Genomic DNA, 16701 nt, shown 5'->3' on the forward strand with positions numbered 1-16701 from the left:
GTTTGACGGGGCGAGGTTCGTTAATATCTCGCCCGCTTATTACGGAGAGCTCGCATGACACAACGCAGACCATTAATTGCAGCAAACTGGAAGATGAATGGGAGTTGTGAACTGGCCGTTCAATGCTGTGAAACCTTGTCGCAGCTTCCTGCATCAAATACTGAAATTCTGATCTGTCCTCCGGTAATCTTTCTGAATGACTTTCCAAAATCCGACCGCTATCAACTGGGTGCTCAAAATGTCAGCAGTGAAGTCAGCGGAGCCTTCACAGGTGAAATAAGTGCTGATATGCTCGCAGCCGCTGGTGCAAGTTATGTCATCATCGGGCACTCAGAGCGCCGGGCATTATTTGGTGATACTGATACGTTGGTATTGGCAAAAACAAAGCGGGCAATAGCGGCTAAAATGACGCCAATTGTTTGTTTTGGCGAAACTTTAACCGAAAGGCAGCAAGAAAAAACCATGCAGGTTCTTGCACAGCATTTGGATGCAGTGTATGCTGCGCACCCTGAATTGCTGCAGCATTCGGTCATTGCTTATGAGCCAATTTGGGCAATAGGGACTGGCGAAACTGCAAGTCCGGCGCAAGCACAAGCAGTGCATGCTTTTATCAGAACCTATCTGAAAAAGTATGACGATGCAGCTGCTTCGAAGGTAAGAATTATTTACGGTGGCAGCGTCAATGCTGAAAATTGCGCAGCGCTGTTTGCCCAACCAGACATCGACGGTGGCTTGGTTGGTGGTGCAAGTTTAAAACCGGCAGAATTTGCTGCCATATGCCTAAGTGCACAGGATTCATGATGTACGAAATCGTAATTGCAGTATATTTGTTAGTTTCAATCGCCATCATCGGTTTGGTCTTGATCCAACATGGTAAAGGTGCCGACATGGGCGCATCTTTTGGTGCAGGTGCTTCCGCGACGTTATTTGGTTCTTCAGGTACCGGTAACTTTTTGACCCGGTCTACCTCGGTCTTGGCAATCGCGTTTTTTGCATTAAGTCTGATCCTTGGTAATTACAACATCAGCCATATCGAAAAGAAATCTGAATTTGAAAATATCGTGGTTCCAACTGAGCAGAGCAAACCAGTTGTAGAAGAGAAAAAAGACACTACCAAAGATATTCCGGTCGGCAACTAATTCTTAGTCTGTTGTTCGCGAAGGTAAAAAGTTAAGCCGAGATGGTGAAATTGGTATACACGCTACCTTGAGGTGGTAGTGCCCTAGGCGTGCGGGTTCGAGTCCCGCTCTCGGCACCAATCTAAAAATGACCCAAAATCAGCCGTAATTCGTAGAAAACAATGATTTACGGCATTGAATCCAAGTCAGTGTAAGTTAAAACAAATCTTGCGATACAGTGCTCAGCACTATATAATGCACGCCAGTTACGGACGCGGGATGGAGCAGCCTGGTAGCTCGTCGGGCTCATAACCCGAAGGTCGTCGGTTCAAATCCGGCTCCCGCAACCAACTAATACCAGTTACATAATTCACTTTAACGAAGTGATGTTAGGTCAGCCAGGCGGCAAACCTTATGTAGCTCGGAAGGTTCCTTGGACCTTCTTCTGTTTCCTCGATGGACCCGCATTTCGGTTCGATGGTAAATCAAGGTAACAGACCAGATTTATAAACAAGATTGGCGATATCTTGTTTTTTCGGATGTTTTTTCGCCCCGATCTTCGGGGCGTTTTTATATCTGAAGTATTGATGTACTAATATTCTGGGCTATATGCCCTTTTTTTATTTCTGGAGGTCTCTTTGACGAAACAAGAACAGCGTTTAACTGAACTTTTAAGCCCGACTGTAGAAGCTGCAGGCTTTGAATTGTTGGGTTGTGAGTTCGTGCCTGCTGGGCGCCATTCCACTTTAAGGTTATTTATCGATCATCCGGACGGGGTTACTGTTGACCATTGTGCCGTTGTCAGCCGCGAAGTTGGTGCCATCCTTGACGTTGAAGATCCGATCCAAAACGAATACAACCTCGAAGTTTCTTCTCCTGGTCTGGACCGCCCGTTATTTACTCCTGCTCATTTTGCTAAAGTTGTTGGGCAAAAAGTAGAAGTGAAACTGGCCATTCCTCAGGACGGTCGCCGTAAATTCAAAGGGCAACTGCTTGAAATCGTCGAAGATATGTTAGTAATTGAAGTGGATGGCAAACCTTATCGTTTGCTTATGGATAACGTAGATAAAGCAAACGTAGTTCCGGTTTTTTAAGTTAACCGGCTCTTAGTGAGGCAGAAAACATGGCAAAAGAAATTTTATTAGTAGTTGATGCGGTTTCTAACGAAAAATCAGTCCCGCGTGAAAAGATTTTCCAGGCGTTAGAATACGCACTGGCCGCCGCTACCAAAAAGAAAAATGAAAGCGACATCGAAGTTCGGGTAGCGATTGACCGTAAAACCGGCTCTTACGAGACTTTCCGTCGTTGGCAGGTTGTGGCCGACGATCATGTGATGGAACATCCAACACGTGAAATGACGCTGTCAGCTGCGCAATACGACGAACCAGATTTACAGATTGGCGATTATGTTGAAGAACAAATTGATTCAGTCGTGTTTGACCGCATTACCACACAAATGGCGAAACAAGTTATCGTCCAAAAAGTGCGTGAAGCAGAACGTTCACAAGTGGTTGAAGCTTATATTGATCAAGTCGGCGAGTTAGTCACCGGCGTGGTTAAAAAAGTAAACCGCGACAGTATTATTGTCGACCTTGGTAACAATGCCGAGGCGATGTTAGCGCGTGAAGACATGATCCCACGCGAAACTTTCCGTCCAGGCGACCGCATCCGTGCACTGTTATTCGCAGTAAACCCGGAAGCCCGTGGCGCCCAGTTATTCTTAAGTCGCACTCGTCCAGAGATGCTGATTGAATTATTCCGGATTGAAGTGCCGGAAATCGGCGAAGAAATGATTGAAATTCGTGGTGCTGCCCGTGATCCGGGGTCACGCGCCAAAATCTCCGTAAAAACCAATGATCGCCGGATTGACCCGGTTGGTGCTTGTGTGGGTATGCGTGGTTCACGGGTTCAGGCCGTTTCTGGCGAATTAGGCGGCGAGCGCGTAGATATAGTTCTGTACGACGATAACCCGGCGCAATATGTGATTAACGCCATGGCTCCGGCTGAAGTTGCTTCGATCATTGTTGATGAAGAACGTCACGCCATGGACATCGCTGTAGAAGACGCCAATCTGCCAATGGCCATTGGTCGTGCTGGTCAGAACGTGCGTCTGGCTAGTCAGCTGACACAGTGGGAACTGAATGTAATGTCAGTGTCTGATATGAAGAAAAAACATCAGGAAGAAAATTCCAAGGTGCTTGAATTGTTCATGTTGGCGCTGGAAATTGACGAAGATTTTGCCGGCATTCTGGTTGATGAGGGCTTCTCATCACTAGAAGAAGTTGCCTATGTCCCTGTAGCCGAATTACTGGCAATTGATGGTCTGGACGAAGACACGGTTGAAGAACTGCGTAAACGTGCCAAGGCTGTATTGACCACTCGTGCGCTGGCCAGTGAAGAATCACTGGAAGGTGCTGCTCCGAGTGAAGCTCTGTTGAACCTGCCTGGTTTAGAAACTCACACTGCCTACGTGCTTGCAAGCAAAGGTGTGGTGACGCTCGATGACCTGGCTGAATTAGGTGTCGATGATTTGCTTGATATTGAAAAAATGACTGAAGAAAAAGCCGCTGCGCTGATTATGGCTGCACGTAATATTGTTTGGTTTAGTGAAGAAAACTGATTGGTCAACGGAGGTAACATTGACATGGCGGAAGTAACGATTGAAAAACTAGCCAGTGATGTGGGAACGACTGTTGATCGGTTAGTCCAACAATTTGCTGATGCGGGCATCCCGAAGCAGACTGGCCAGATGGTTTCTGAAGAAGAGAAAAAAACTCTGCTGGAACATCTGTCCAAACAGCACGGTGGCGGTAGTACAGAGCCATCACGTCTGACGCTTAAGCGTAAAGAAACCTCCACATTGAGTGTAAGTGGTGGCGCTGGTCGCAACCGTGAAATTCAGGTGCAGGTATTAAAACAGAAAACTTATGTGAAACGTCCTTTAGTTGATGATGCAGCAGCTGCTGCGGCTGAAGAAGCACGTTTAGCTGAAGAAGCTGTGAAAGCGGAAGAAGCACGCCAGGCAGCCGAAAAAGCTGCTGCTGAGCGCAAAATTAAAGACGAAGCAGATCGTAAAGCAGACGCTGAACGCAAAGCCTTAGAAGCGAAAAAACGCGATGAAGCCCGTGCACAATTGCTGCGGGATGATCCGGAAGAAGCGGCTCGTCGTCAGGCGAAAGAAGATGCCAAGCGTGAAGCTGATCGCATTATTGCGCAGCAAGATGCCGAACGTCTGAAAAAGCTGGAATTAGATGCACAACGTCAGGCCGAAGAAGCCCGCAAATTAGCGGAAGAAAATGCTGAACGTTGGGCGAAAGAAGAAAAAGCACCGGTTGAAGTGGGTGATTACCACCTGACTTCAAACGTCTACGCGAAACAGGCAGAAGACGAAGTTGATGCCCGTGATGAGCGTGGTGGTCGTCGCCATGGCAAAAAAGCGCCAGTTGGCAAAGCCAAGAAAAAAGATGACGCTGACGATAAAGACGCATTTAACCGCGCTAACCGTCACAAGAAAAAGAAAACGCCAACCAGTATGCAGCATGCTTTTAACAAGCCAGCGCAGCCGGTTGAGCGTGAAGTGAAGATCGGTGAAACCATCACTGTGGCTGAGCTGGCTGCTAAAATGGCCGTCAAAGCATCTGAAGTGATTAAAGTGATGATGAAGATGGGCGCCATGGCGACTATCAACCAGGTCATTGATCAGGAAACTGCCGCCATTGTCTGTGAAGAAATGGGTCACAAATTCACTTTAACCCGTGAAAACGAGTTAGAAGAAACTGTGATGGCAGACCGTGAAGGTGAAGGTCAGCTGGAGCCACGTGCACCGGTTGTTACTGTCATGGGTCACGTTGACCACGGTAAAACTTCAACACTGGATTATATCCGTAAAGCAAAAGTAGCAGCTGGCGAAGCCGGTGGTATTACTCAGCATATCGGTGCTTATCACGTTGAAACCGACCGCGGTATGGTGACATTCCTCGATACCCCAGGTCACGCCGCCTTTACCTCAATGCGTGCCCGTGGTGCGAAAGCGACAGATATCGTGATCCTGGTGGTTGCTGCAGACGATGGCGTGATGCCACAAACCAAAGAAGCAATTCAGCACGCGAAAGCAGCTGGTGTGCCGTTAGTGGTTGCAGTGAACAAGATGGATAAACCAGATGCGGATCCGGATCGGGTACGTAATGAATTATCTCAGTACGGCGTTATTTCAGAAGAATGGGGTGGTGACACTCAATTCGTACCAATCTCTGCCAAAACTGGCGCGGGTATTGACGACCTGTTAGAAGCGATCCTGAACCAGGCTGAATTGCTGGAATTAAAAGCCGTCCGTCAGGGCATTGCCCGCGGTACAGTGATTGAATCCCGTCTGGATAAAGGCCGTGGTCCGGTTGCATCAATCCTGGTGCAAGAAGGAACGTTACGTCAGGGCGACACCGTATTGTGTGGTTTTGAATACGGCCGTGTTCGGGCAATGCGCGATGAGAATGGTCAGGAAGTGAAAGAAGCTGGTCCATCTATTCCGGTAGAAATCCTTGGTTTATCTGGCGTGCCTCAGGCCGGTGATGAAGTGACAGTAGTCAAAGACGAGCGTAAAGCCCGTGAAGTTGCTCTGTACCGTCAAGGCAAGTTCCGTGATGTGAAACTGGCGCGTCAACAAAAAGCCAAGCTGGAAAACATGTTTGCGAACATGACTGACGGCGACGTTTCTGAACTGAATATCGTATTAAAAGCCGATGTTCAGGGCTCTGTTGAAGCCATCAGTGAATCATTAAGCCGCCTGTCGACAGATGAAGTGAAAATTCGCATCATCGGTAGTGGTGTGGGTGGGATCACTGAAACTGACGCAACGCTGGCTGCTGCATCTTCTGCCATCATCATCGGCTTTAACGTCCGTGCTGATGCAACAGCGCGTAAAATCGTTGAAGATGAGTCACTGGACTTACGTTACTACAGCATCATTTATGAACTGTTAGACGAAGTTCGTGCCGCGATGACCGGTATGCTGGCACCTGAGTTCAAGCAACAGATCATCGGTCTGGCGCAGGTTCGAGCGGTATTCCGTTCACCGAAGTTTGGCGCTATCGCCGGTTGTATGGTCACTGAAGGTATCGTTAAACGTAACGCACCAATCCGTGTTCTGCGTGACAACGTGGTGATCTTCGAAGGCGAGCTTGAATCGCTGCGTCGGATTAAAGACGACGTCTCTGAAGTTCGGAACGGCTTCGAGTGTGGTATCGGCGTGAAGAACTACAACGACGTGCGTGAAGGCGATCAGATCGAAGTGTTTGAAGTTATTCAGGTTGTTCGCACTCTGTAATGCAAATGCTTGATTGATTAAGATTGCAGTATAAAGCAGGGGCCTGGTGCCCCTGTTTGTTCTACTGATATAGGTAAAAATTATGGCTAAAGAATTCAGCCGGGTGGACCGGTTATCGCAGCAAATGCAGCAAGAAATTGCAGTGATTTTGCAGCGCGAAATTAAAGATCCACGTCTGCACACCATGATTACGGTGTCAGATGTTGAAGTGTCACGCGACTTATCGCATGGCAAAATTTATGTGACTTTTTTAGGCATGGCGCCGGAAAAAGTGCAGGAAAACCTGAACATCCTCAATGATGCTTCTGGTTATATCCGTAGCTTAATTGCCAAACGTATTCAGGCGCGTATTGTGCCAACGATCCGTTTTTACTTTGATAAGTCACTGGATGAAGGCATCCGGATGGCAAATCTGGTGGAAATTGTGCGTAGATCCGACGAGAAAAAACGGATTGACGCCGGTCAGGACATCGATGCTCCGGCTGCAAAAGCCACTGACGAAGAAGAATAAATAGTGGCGCGTCGTCAGGTCAATGGCATCTTGTTGCTGGATAAGCCATTAGAAGTGTCCAGCAACGGTATTTTACAGCGTATTCGCTGGTTGTATCAGGCCGAAAAAGCCGGTCACACCGGTGCACTGGATCCGCTTGCTTCTGGGTTATTGCCGATTTGTTTTGGTGAAGCCACCAAGTTTTGTCAGTTTCTACTTGATACCGACAAAACCTATGAAGTCACCGCCCGTTTTGGTGTGCGCACTGATACCAGCGATGCTGCCGGTGAAATTATCAGTCAAAAGCCCATCGGTTTTAGCCAGGCTGATTTGGAAGGCGCTGTGGTCAAGGCTCGTGGGCCGCAGTTGCAAATTCCAACCATGTATTCAGCCCTGAAATATCAAGGCCAACCGCTGTATAAATACGCGCGGCAAGGAATTACCGTGCCTCGTGAAGCGCGGCCGATCAATATTTTCCGTTTTGATTTGTTGTCGTTTGATGGTCAGGATGCCACCTTTGTGGTGCATTGCAGCAAAGGCACTTACATTCGTACGCTGATTGATGATCTGGGTGAAACGCTTGGCTCTGGTGCTTATGTCAGTGCGCTGCGCCGTATTCATGTTGGACCGTTTCAGGCCAGCCAAATGCGGGTTGAAGCTGAATTAGTGCCGCTGAACGACAAACAAGACTGGCAAGGGCTGGACGCGTTGTTGTTGCCGATGGACCAGGCTTTGCTTGGCCTGGCAGAGTTGGTGATTAATCCGGTGCAACATCAACGCTTGGTGCATGGCCAGACGGTTGTCCTGAATGACGATGAGTCTGAATCCTTACAAACAGCACCCACTTTAACCGCCATTAAGCTTTATACCGAAGCAGGGCAGTTTATCGGGATTGGTGCTGTGACCGAAGGTGTGCTGGCCGTTCGTCGCCTGCTCAACACCAGTCAGTTTCAGGCCGGCTGAAAATAGCAATTGTAATTCGTTTTGAGCGTGCTAGAATGCGCGCTCATTTTTGGTTGTCAGCTGGATTAGTGCCTGGCGACAGCTTGTTTAAATAATCCTGGAGGATTCTATGTCACTAACTACCGCTGAAAAAGCAAAAATTCTGGCCGATTTCGGTGTTGTTGCTAACGATACTGGTTCACCAGAAGTGCAAGTTGCACTGCTGACTGCAACTATCTCTAAGCTGCAACCTCACTTCGCTGACCACAAGCATGACTTCCACTCTCGTCGTGGTCTGCTGCGCATGGTTTCTCAGCGTCGTAAACTGTTAGACTATTTAAAGCGTAAAGACGCAACTCGTTACGCAACTCTGATCGAGCGTTTAGGTCTGCGTCGTTAATCGACCACTTAAATCTTGTGAGAACATCAAAGGAGCTTCGGCTCCTTTTTTGTTGCCTGTGATTCCAAGCCAGCCATTTTTATGTAATCGCAAGTCTTGCGCGGCTATCTTTTCAGACAGCTTACAAGCTATACTGTCTCGCGAAAAATCGACCCAAAATACACCGCGTTTAAGGCTCAACAGAGCCCCAGTCCACGCGTAAATCACAAAGGAAATAACCACGTGAATCCAATTGTAAAATCGTTCCAGTTCGGCCAACACATTGTAACTCTGGAAACCGGCGTTATCGCCCGTCAAGCTGACGGTGCCGTGTTGGTCAGCATGGGTGACACTTCAGTTTTAGTCACTGTTGTTGGTAAAAAAGCACCAAAACCAGGTCAGGATTTCTTCCCGCTGACTGTAAATTATCAAGAAAAAATGTATGCCGCCGGTCGTATCCCAGGTGGTTTCTTCAAACGCGAAGGCCGTCCTTCTGAAGGCGAAACTTTAACTTCTCGTTTAATCGATCGTCCAATCCGTCCTTTATTCCCTGAAGGCTTCACCAATGAAGTTCAGGTGATTGCGACTGTAGTTTCAGTACAACCAGAAATTCAGCCGGATATCGTGGCGCTGTTAGGTACTTCTGCAGCTTTAGCCATTTCTGGTATCCCGTTCAGCGGCCCGTTAGGCGCTGCCCGTGTTGGTTACATCGATGGCCAATATGTATTAAACCCATCAGAAACAGAATTAAAAACCAGTAAGTTAGATTTAGTGGTTGCTGGTACTGCCAATGCAGTATTGATGGTTGAATCTGAAGCTGGTGTGTTATCAGAAGAAGTGATGTTAGGCGCAGTGGTGTTTGGTCATGACCAGATGCAAACTGCCATCAACGCTATCGCTGAATTTGCAGCTGAAGGCGGCAAGCCAGCCTGGAATTGGGTTGCTCCTGCCAAGAACGAGCCATTGATTGCCAAAATCGAAGCCTTATCAACGGCACCAGTGGGTGAAGCTTATTTCATCACTGAAAAAGCCAAGCGTTACGAGCGTATCGGTGCTATCAAAGCTGAAGTATTTGCAAAAATCAAAGCTGAATTAGCGGAAGGCGAAAGCTTTAACGACACTGAAGCCAGCGAAATTTTCCACAACCTGGAAAGTAAAATTGTGCGTAGCCGGATCATCAAAGGCGAGCCGCGTATCGATGGCCGTGACAATGAAATGATCCGCGCACTGTCTGTGATGACTGGCCTGTTGCCACGTACCCACGGTTCTGCACTGTTCACCCGCGGTGAAACGCAGGCGCTGGTAACCTGTACTTTAGGTACAGCTCGTGATGCACAAACTGTGGATGATCTGCTGTCAGACAAAACTGACCATTTCTTATTCCACTACAACTTCCCTCCGTTCTCAGTAGGTGAGACTGGTATGGTTGGTTCACCAAAACGTCGCGAAATCGGTCATGGCCGTTTAGCAAAACGTGGTGTAGCAGCAGTCATGCCAGATTTTGACGCTTTCCCGTACACAGTGCGGATGGTGTCTGAAATCACTGAATCAAACGGTTCAAGCTCTATGGCTTCTGTTTGTGGTTCTTCATTAGCCCTGATGGATGCCGGTGTACCGATCAAAGCTTCTGTTGCTGGTATCGCCATGGGTCTGGTGAAAGAAGGTGACGACTTCGTTGTGCTTTCTGACATTTTAGGTGATGAAGATCATTTAGGTGATATGGACTTTAAAGTAGCCGGTACGACTGCTGGTATCACTGCACTGCAGATGGATATCAAGATTGAAGGTATCACCAAAGAAATCATGCAGATCGCACTGAAACAAGCCAAAGCGGCTCGTATTCACATTCTGAACGTGATGGACCAGGCAATCAGTACGCACCGTGAAGAACTGTCTGAACACGCTCCACGTATTTACACCATCCGCATCAACCCAGAGAAAATCCGTGATGTGATTGGTAAAGGTGGTGCGGTGATCCGTCAGATCACTGAAGAATCAGGTACCACGATTGAGATTGAAGATGACGGTACGGTGAAAATCGCCGCCACTAACTCTCAGGCTGCTGCTATTGCTATCGCTAAGATTGAAGCTATCACTGCTGAAATCGAAGTGGGCACTGTGTATCAGGGCGAAGTGGTGCGGATCGTTGATTTTGGTGCTTTCGTGAACGTATTACCAGGCAAAGACGGCTTGGTACACATTTCACAAATCTCTGACGAGCGCGTCAGCAACGTTGCTGATCACTTAACAGTTGGCCAGAAAGTACAAGTTAAAGTACTGGAAGTTGACAAGCAAGGCCGTGTCCGTCTGAGCATCAAAGAAGCATCTGAAAAAGCTGCTGTGAATGCTGAAGCTGCCAACTAAGCTGGCACAAGCCAGTCTTTTCCCACTGCTGCTCCTTGCAGCAGCTGGGCTTAGCGGCTGTGTCACGACGTCAACTGCTCAGCCAGGTATCCTGGTTGAGCAGCCATTGACGCCAGAACCACAACCCATCCCTTATCGCACCGAAATTGCCATCGCCCGCATCAATGAAATCGTGGCTTCGCCTGAAGTGCCCAAAGAACAACGTGCGCGATTGTTTTATGACCGTGGTGTGATGTACGACAGTGTCGGTTTACCTTCTTTAGCCAGATATGATTTTATGCGCGCCTTGCAGTTAAAACCTGATATGGCTGATGCATATAATTTTCTGGGCATTCACCATACTTTAAGTGGTGATTTTGAATCTGCTTATGAAGCCTTTGATTCGGCTTTGGAGCTTGAACCAGACTATCAATACGTCTATCTGAACCGTGCAATTGCATTGCAGAATGACGACAAACTTGAGTTAGCGCTGCGCGATTTCCGCCAATTCCAGCAAATTAAACCTGATGATCCATACCGGGCATTGTGGTTGTATCTGGCTGAAATTGAAGTGTCCAAGCCGCAAGCAGATAAAACCTTAGCTGAATTATTACCAAAACTCGATGAAAAGCAGTGGTCGCGTCAGATTGCCGCATTCTATCTGGGACAAATCAGCGAACAACAATTGTTGGCCGTGGCGAGTGATAATGTCACTGAACCAAAACAACTGGCTGAGCAATTGTGCGAAGTATATTTTTATCTGGCCAAATGGCATGCTTTGCAGAATAACCCTACGCAAGCAATTGAATACTACAAAAAAACTCTTTCTACCAACATCTATGAGTTCGTCGAACACCGTTATGCCAGGCTGGAAATGGCCAAAATCCGGCAGCAAGTGGTAGCCCAAGACGAGCATGATCATGCGCATTAGTCGCAGTGTGAATTCAAAACAAAGCCGGCTTGCTGGCTTTTTTTTATTGGCACTGTTGCTGACCGCTTGCACCGAACCGCAGCAAACAGCGGCGTCCAGTACCTTTTCGCAAGCGCAGCAAGCAGAACAGCAAGGCTTGATCAGTCAGGCGTTGCCCTTATACCAACAAGCTGCGGCTACCGGTGACACGAAAGCGGTGGCGGCCGTGCTGCGGTTGCGGCAGTCCATCACCAGCGTGGCGGAATTAAGTCATTGGCTACAAAGCTTACCGTTAATGGAAACGGAGCGGCAGCCTTTTTTAGCCCAGCTCGGGCTTTGGCAACAACTTCCGGCTTCTGAAGTACTTCGCTATCAGCAGCAATGGCAAAAGGCGTTTTCAAAAATGACAGCGCCGATAAAAAATAAGCTGCAGCAACGGACTACAGCAGACGAACCCCACTGCGCCCTTCATCTCCAGCCCGTGCTCAGCACAGCACAATCGGCGTTGCAATGGCTACAACTTTCAAAGCAATGGCAGCAAGACCCACAGCTGTCGACTCTGGCATTATGTTTTAAAGCACCGGTTTTTATCGATAGCCAGCAGCTTGCCTGCAGCGAGCTGCGCTCAGAACGCATTCAGTGTGATGCAGCGCCATTAAAAGAGCTGGTGTTGCAGTCAGGCGCGACCCAATTGCTGGTGCTAGCCGGGCAGGGCGGTGCCAGTTATAACAATGGTTGGTTGCAGCTGCCGGAAACCGCATCTTTGCCGTTATTTCGACATGAACTCAGTCATCTGTTTGGCTTTATTGACGAGTATCCGTTGGCTGGTGCTATTGCTGCTGATGAATGTGTTTCGGGGCGAATTACCCCCAATGTGTTGTTTTCAAAAGATGATTTGCCAGCCTATCTGGCCAGATGGCAATTAAACGCTGCTGATATCCAACTCACAGCGGTTGAGTCCTGTAAACATACGGCGCAACAGGCGTATCGGGTGGTCAGCGCTGACAGTCATCTACAGCACTATGAACTGCCGGTGCCGGATCTCTACTTAAAATTAATGCAGCAACAACTGCAGCAGCCCGAACAGCTGATGCCGGTGGCGTACTATTTTGCTTATCTGGCGCGGCAACAACAAGACTGGGCAGGCTGGCAACAATTGATGCAACTTGCAGCCCGTGCGGGTTATCCACCCGCGAAACAAGCTTTAGCTGAAGCCGCTGGCAATGGGGTTCGCCAATCAGTGCGGTAAAGCCTTGAATGTGCGGTCATCAATTCGTTATTTCAGTCGGCAATTAGTTCGACAATTCGCTTAATTCGCGACTAAGTAAATCAGCATCGCCGATATTTAGCTCTAATAAACGTCTTAAGTGACTGACACTTTCAATATCCATTTTTTCACAGCGCAAGCCAAGCGTATCTTGATGACTATGCGCGACAATAGTGTCCATTTGTAGCACGAGCTCTGAGTCATTCAGCTGAAATTGCAGTTGCACTGCACTGCCGATTTCGATGTTCCAATCTGCTGGGCGCTTGACTAAAGCGCCTTGTAGCGACAGGTCTAATATTTCCGTGCTGAAGCTCTGGTCATTGCAAAGTAGCTGTGCATCACTACTAAACAAGATCCGGCTAAATCGTCTGTGGTCCATATCGACTCCTGATTTGATAGCTACAGCATAGCCTTGTATTCACTAAAAAAACAGGCTGCAGTTGCAGCCTGAATATACCCGTCATCCTTGAAGATGCGGGGTTGTTGCCTTCGCTCACTCACCCCAGTCACATAGGACTACTATGCTCCTGGGGCTTCGCTCTCTCGGCGCCTACCCGAATCTTCAATGATTTTGGGTATATACCGATAATTAACTTACCGCTTCACCAGCTGCCTGGCGATCTGCGTGGTACGAAGAGCGGACAAAAGGCCCGGCTGCGACGTGTTTAAAGCCCAGTTCAAAGCCGATGCGTTTGATTTCATCAAATTCAGCCGGAGATACATAACGGCGCACCGGTAAGTGGTGCTTGCTCGGTTGCAGGTATTGGCCAACCGTCAGCATGTCGACATTATGCAAACGTAAGTCTTTCATCACTTCGATGATTTCTTCGGTGGTTTCACCAAGGCCGACCATCAAACCTGATTTGGTCGAGACTTCCGGATGTGCTTCTTTATAACGGCGCAGCAGTTCCAGCGACCATTTGTAGTCCGCGCCCGGCCGCGCCAGTTTGTACAGCCGTGGTGCGGTTTCCAGGTTGTGGTTAAACACGTCCGGTGGCGTTTGGGTCAGAATATTCAGCGCCGCATCCATCCGGCCGCGGAAATCCGGTACCAATACTTCAATTTTAATGGTTGGGCTTTCTTTACGGATAGCGCTGATACATTCGGCAAAATGCTGGGCGCCGCCGTCACGTAAGTCGTCGCGGTCAACCGAAGTGATCACCACGTATTTCAGCTTCATATCTTTGATGGTTAAGGCCAGTTTTTCTGGCTCTTCGGCGCTTGGCGGTAATGGCCGACCGTGCGCGACATCACAAAACGGGCAACGACGGGTACAGATAGCGCCCAAAATCATAAAAGTCGCGGTGCCGTGGCTGAAACATTCGGTTAAGTTAGGGCAAGATGCTTCTTCGCAAACTGAATGCAGACCGTGTTTACGCATGGCACTTTTGATTTCGTCGATGCGTTCGGACGAGCGGGGCAGTTTGATTTTCAGCCATTCTGGCTTACGCAGCATTTCGGCCGGCTCAGTCGGCAACACTTTGACCGGAATTAAAGCCATTTTTTCGGCGTCACGTAACTTAACGCCAGGCTCCATTAAAGCTGTTTTGGTGATGTTAGTCATAAAACCCTGTCTTATATTCAAGCGAAGTCACTGCCAACAAGCTGGCAAACTGACGACTAAGTTCTGCTTTGGCGGCTGCCATATTCAGCGGGCCGCCAAAGTCTTTACTTTGAATCATTTGCATCCCGGCGTAACCACAGGGGTTGATCCGGTTAAAAGGTGTTAAATCCATATCGACATTGAGCGCCAGACCGTGAAAAGTACAGCCTTTACGCACCCGCAGCCCTAACGAGGCAATTTTCTTCTCATCAACATAAACGCCAGGCGCGTCGGCCTTGGCATACGCTTTGACGTCGCAGCTTGCCAGCGTATTGACGATAACCTGCTCGATTAACGTCACCAGTTGGCGCACGCCGATGTTCCGTCTTTTAATATTCAGCAGGACATAAGCCACCAATTGACCAGGGCCGTGATACGTTACCTGACCACCACGGTCAACCTGCACCACCGGAATGTCGCCGGGCAATAACAGGTGTTCAGCCTTGCCGGCCTGACCTTGGGTAAACACCGGTGGATGCTCCAGCAACCAGATCTCATCCATCGTTTCATCGGTGCGCTGGTCGGTAAATTGCTGCATCCGCTGCCAGGTACTGGTGTAATCGACCAATCCTAAATCGCGAATAACTAAGGCGTCAGCTAAAGGCACTACAGGCTCCGTGGCCACAATTTGGCAGCATTATAACGGTCACATTTCAAAGGTCGAGTTTTATCCCGACCTTACATCACATAACGGACCAGTTCCAGCTTGCCAAGCTCGGTATACAGCAGTTCGATATGGGCTTTGCTGGTGACGGTAACCACCACTGTTACCGAGTGATAAGTGCCCTTGCTACTTGGTTTGATCGAAGGCGAATAGTCATTGGCATCGGCATGCTTTTGCAAAGTTGCAATCACTTGCGGCACCAGATCATCATGGGCCACGCCCACAACTTTAAAATTAAATGAGCAGGGGAATTCCAGAAACTCATCAAAGGTGGTGTTTTTGACTTCAGTGACCATTTTATCCTCACTCACTACTTAGGTTTTTCAGCTTAGGCGCTAGGCGCATAATTTCGGTTATTCTAACAAAAAGTCCCGGGCTATGCCGGGACTATGTGACAGTCAATGACAACTATACCCGTCATCTTTGATGATTATGGGTTAGCAACTATGACTGAGATTAAAGAAACTGCATTTTCACATAATCAACCAGACGATTGAATATGGTGCCTTCGGCGATGTCTTCCAAGGCCACCAGCGGAAATTCAGCAATATCTTCTTCACCCAGTTTTAAGTACAGCGTACCGACCACCTGACCTTTGGCGATTGGCGCGACCAGCAACTGCGATAATTTAAAATCAGCTTTTAAGTTTTTGCGTTGGCCACGTTGCAGGGTGATAGGAGTTTCACTGAGCACACCTAAATTGATGCTTTCTTTATCGCCTTGCCAAACGCGCTGTGCAGCAAAAACTTCACCGGCTTTATAAGGTGAGAAAGTTTCGAAAAAACGAAAACCGTAGGTCAGTAGTTTTTTGTTCTCAGCTTCGCGGGTTTTGGCGCTGTCGGTGCCCATCACTACTGAGACTAAACGCATGCCGTCTTTGGTGGCTGAGGTAATTAAGCTATACCCTGCTTCTGCGGTATGGCCGGTTTTGATGCCGTCTACGTTCAGGGTTTTATCCCACAACAAGCCGTTACGGTTGTATTGTTTGATGCCGTTAAACACATATTCTTTTTCAGCATAAATTTTATATTCTTCCGGTACGTCGCGAATGAGCGCCACCGACAGCTTTGACATATCACGCGCCGTGGTGCGCTGTGCTTCATCCGGCAACCCATGGGCGTTGCTAAAGGTGGTATTTTCCATGCCAAGGCGTTTGGCATGGGCATTCATCAATTCGACAAAAGCACCTTCAGTACCGGCGATATGTTCAGCAATGGCGACACAAGCGTCGTTCCCAGACTGAATAATGATGCCGCGATTGAGCTCATTCACCGAAATGGTGGCGCCCACTTCAATAAACATCTTGGATGAATCGGTGTATTTTTTGGCCCAGGCGTTTTCGCTGATGGTCACCTGATCGTCTGGCTTAATATTGCCATTTTTGATTTCGGTACCGACCACATAACTGGTCATCACTTTGGTCAGACTGGCAGGGGCCAATGGGGTGTCGGCGTTGCCTTCAGCCAGCACTTTGCCGGTGTGGTAGTCAATCAGGATAAAGCCTTTGGCATTGACTTCCGGCGCGGTTGGGGTCACTTGCACGGCCTGACTGCTGGCAAAAAAACTGATGCAACTGAAACTGGTGGCAATAAAAATTCGACGATATTGGTTCATGAGACTCTTTCTTTTTTTGATGAATGCTTGGAAAACAATCCGGTTGTTGTC

The 16701-nt window shown here is 48.4% G+C and carries 16 protein-coding genes and 2 tRNA genes; 13 read left to right on the top strand and 5 right to left on the bottom strand.

The features are described 5' to 3' along the window. The first annotated feature begins 54 nt into the window (after window positions 1–54). From tpiA to EOE67_RS10590, 13 genes are all read left to right on the top strand, one after another. Complete coding sequence (gene tpiA / locus EOE67_RS10530; RefSeq protein ID WP_127699048.1) at window positions 55–801, top strand: triose-phosphate isomerase; 747 nt, start codon at window positions 55–57, stop codon at window positions 799–801. Next, window positions 801–1139 carry a preprotein translocase subunit SecG gene (gene secG / locus EOE67_RS10535; RefSeq protein WP_127699140.1) on the top strand — a complete coding sequence of 113 codons (339 nt, stop codon included), beginning with the start codon at window positions 801–803 and terminating at the stop codon, window positions 1137–1139. The genes tpiA and secG overlap by 1 nt, the downstream gene beginning before the upstream one ends. 35 nt (window positions 1140–1174) lie before the next feature. Beyond that, a tRNA-Leu gene (locus tag EOE67_RS10540) sits at window positions 1175–1258 on the top strand. Window positions 1259–1391: 133 nt separating this feature from the next. After that, window positions 1392–1468 (top strand) — tRNA-Met (locus EOE67_RS10545). A gap of 288 nt (window positions 1469–1756) precedes the next feature. Further along, window positions 1757–2212, top strand: a complete 456-nt coding sequence (gene rimP / locus EOE67_RS10550; protein ID WP_127699049.1) for a ribosome maturation factor RimP — start codon at window positions 1757–1759, stop codon at window positions 2210–2212. 29 nt (window positions 2213–2241) lie between these two features. Then, window positions 2242–3738 carry a transcription termination factor NusA gene (gene nusA / locus EOE67_RS10555; protein ID WP_127699050.1) on the top strand — a complete coding sequence of 499 codons (1497 nt, stop codon included), beginning with the start codon at window positions 2242–2244 and terminating at the stop codon, window positions 3736–3738. 24 nt (window positions 3739–3762) lie between these two features. Beyond that, complete coding sequence (gene infB, locus EOE67_RS10560) at window positions 3763–6438, top strand: translation initiation factor IF-2 (RefSeq protein WP_127699051.1); 2676 nt, start codon at window positions 3763–3765, stop codon at window positions 6436–6438. Window positions 6439–6520: 82 nt separating this feature from the next. Further along, window positions 6521–6949 (top strand): 30S ribosome-binding factor RbfA, encoded by a 429-nt coding sequence (rbfA, locus tag EOE67_RS10565; RefSeq protein ID WP_127699052.1) that lies wholly within the window; start codon window positions 6521–6523, stop codon window positions 6947–6949. 3 nt (window positions 6950–6952) lie between these two features. Then, the gene (gene truB / locus EOE67_RS10570; RefSeq protein ID WP_127699053.1) at window positions 6953–7891 is read left to right on the top strand and encodes a tRNA pseudouridine(55) synthase TruB; all 939 of its coding nucleotides are present in this window, start codon (window positions 6953–6955) and stop codon (window positions 7889–7891) included. A gap of 109 nt (window positions 7892–8000) precedes the next feature. Further along, window positions 8001–8270: a 30S ribosomal protein S15 gene (gene rpsO, locus EOE67_RS10575; RefSeq protein ID WP_068060120.1), complete on the top strand. Its 270-nt coding sequence runs from the start codon at window positions 8001–8003 to the stop codon at window positions 8268–8270. A 222-nt stretch (window positions 8271–8492) separates the two neighbouring features. Beyond that, window positions 8493–10613, top strand: coding sequence for a polyribonucleotide nucleotidyltransferase (gene pnp, locus EOE67_RS10580; protein ID WP_127699054.1), 2121 nt, complete (start codon window positions 8493–8495; stop codon window positions 10611–10613). After that, on the top strand, window positions 10594–11523 hold the full coding sequence (gene nlpI, locus EOE67_RS10585) for a lipoprotein NlpI (RefSeq protein ID WP_127699055.1): 930 nt from the start codon (window positions 10594–10596) through the stop codon (window positions 11521–11523). The genes pnp and nlpI overlap by 20 nt, the downstream gene beginning before the upstream one ends. Beyond that, window positions 11513–12751: a hypothetical protein gene (locus tag EOE67_RS10590; protein WP_127699056.1), complete on the top strand. Its 1239-nt coding sequence runs from the start codon at window positions 11513–11515 to the stop codon at window positions 12749–12751. The genes nlpI and EOE67_RS10590 overlap by 11 nt, the downstream gene beginning before the upstream one ends. 43 nt (window positions 12752–12794) lie before the next feature. On the opposite strand, the gene EOE67_RS10595 is transcribed toward EOE67_RS10590, so the two are convergent. From EOE67_RS10595 to EOE67_RS10615, 5 genes are all read right to left on the bottom strand, one after another. Further along, window positions 12795–13148 (bottom strand): PilZ domain-containing protein, encoded by a 354-nt coding sequence (locus EOE67_RS10595; RefSeq protein WP_127699057.1) that lies wholly within the window; start codon window positions 13146–13148, stop codon window positions 12795–12797. A 210-nt stretch (window positions 13149–13358) separates the two neighbouring features. Continuing rightward, on the bottom strand, window positions 13359–14333 hold the full coding sequence (gene lipA / locus EOE67_RS10600; protein WP_068060111.1) for a lipoyl synthase: 975 nt from the start codon (window positions 14331–14333) through the stop codon (window positions 13359–13361). Beyond that, window positions 14326–14979 carry a lipoyl(octanoyl) transferase LipB gene (lipB, locus tag EOE67_RS10605; protein WP_127699058.1) on the bottom strand — a complete coding sequence of 218 codons (654 nt, stop codon included), beginning with the start codon at window positions 14977–14979 and terminating at the stop codon, window positions 14326–14328. Before lipB ends, lipA begins: the two co-directional genes overlap by 8 nt. 71 nt (window positions 14980–15050) lie before the next feature. Next, window positions 15051–15332 (bottom strand): DUF493 family protein YbeD, encoded by a 282-nt coding sequence (ybeD, locus tag EOE67_RS10610; protein WP_127699059.1) that lies wholly within the window; start codon window positions 15330–15332, stop codon window positions 15051–15053. A 160-nt stretch (window positions 15333–15492) separates the two neighbouring features. Next, window positions 15493–16650 carry a D-alanyl-D-alanine carboxypeptidase family protein gene (locus EOE67_RS10615; protein WP_127699060.1) on the bottom strand — a complete coding sequence of 386 codons (1158 nt, stop codon included), beginning with the start codon at window positions 16648–16650 and terminating at the stop codon, window positions 15493–15495. Between the last annotated feature and the right edge of the window lie 51 nt (window positions 16651–16701).

This window comes from Rheinheimera riviphila, assembly GCF_004005945.1.
Taxonomy (GTDB): domain Bacteria; phylum Pseudomonadota; class Gammaproteobacteria; order Enterobacterales; family Alteromonadaceae; genus Pararheinheimera; species Pararheinheimera riviphila.

Coding starts and splice junctions, on each gene's coding strand:
- tpiA (WP_127699048.1), top strand. CDS start 55: ATGACACAACGCAGACCATTAATTGCAGCAAACTGGAAGATGAATGGG.
- secG (WP_127699140.1), top strand. CDS start 801: ATGTACGAAATCGTAATTGCAGTATATTTGTTAGTTTCAATCGCCATC.
- nusA (WP_127699050.1), top strand. CDS start 2,242: ATGGCAAAAGAAATTTTATTAGTAGTTGATGCGGTTTCTAACGAAAAA.
- infB (WP_127699051.1), top strand. CDS start 3,763: ATGGCGGAAGTAACGATTGAAAAACTAGCCAGTGATGTGGGAACGACT.
- rbfA (WP_127699052.1), top strand. CDS start 6,521: ATGGCTAAAGAATTCAGCCGGGTGGACCGGTTATCGCAGCAAATGCAG.
- rpsO (WP_068060120.1), top strand. CDS start 8,001: ATGTCACTAACTACCGCTGAAAAAGCAAAAATTCTGGCCGATTTCGGT.
- nlpI (WP_127699055.1), top strand. CDS start 10,594: ATGCTGAAGCTGCCAACTAAGCTGGCACAAGCCAGTCTTTTCCCACTG.
- EOE67_RS10590 (WP_127699056.1), top strand. CDS start 11,513: ATGCGCATTAGTCGCAGTGTGAATTCAAAACAAAGCCGGCTTGCTGGC.
- EOE67_RS10595 (WP_127699057.1), bottom strand. CDS start 13,148: ATGGACCACAGACGATTTAGCCGGATCTTGTTTAGTAGTGATGCACAG.
- lipA (WP_068060111.1), bottom strand. CDS start 14,333: ATGACTAACATCACCAAAACAGCTTTAATGGAGCCTGGCGTTAAGTTA.
- ybeD (WP_127699059.1), bottom strand. CDS start 15,332: ATGGTCACTGAAGTCAAAAACACCACCTTTGATGAGTTTCTGGAATTC.
- EOE67_RS10615 (WP_127699060.1), bottom strand. CDS start 16,650: ATGAACCAATATCGTCGAATTTTTATTGCCACCAGTTTCAGTTGCATC.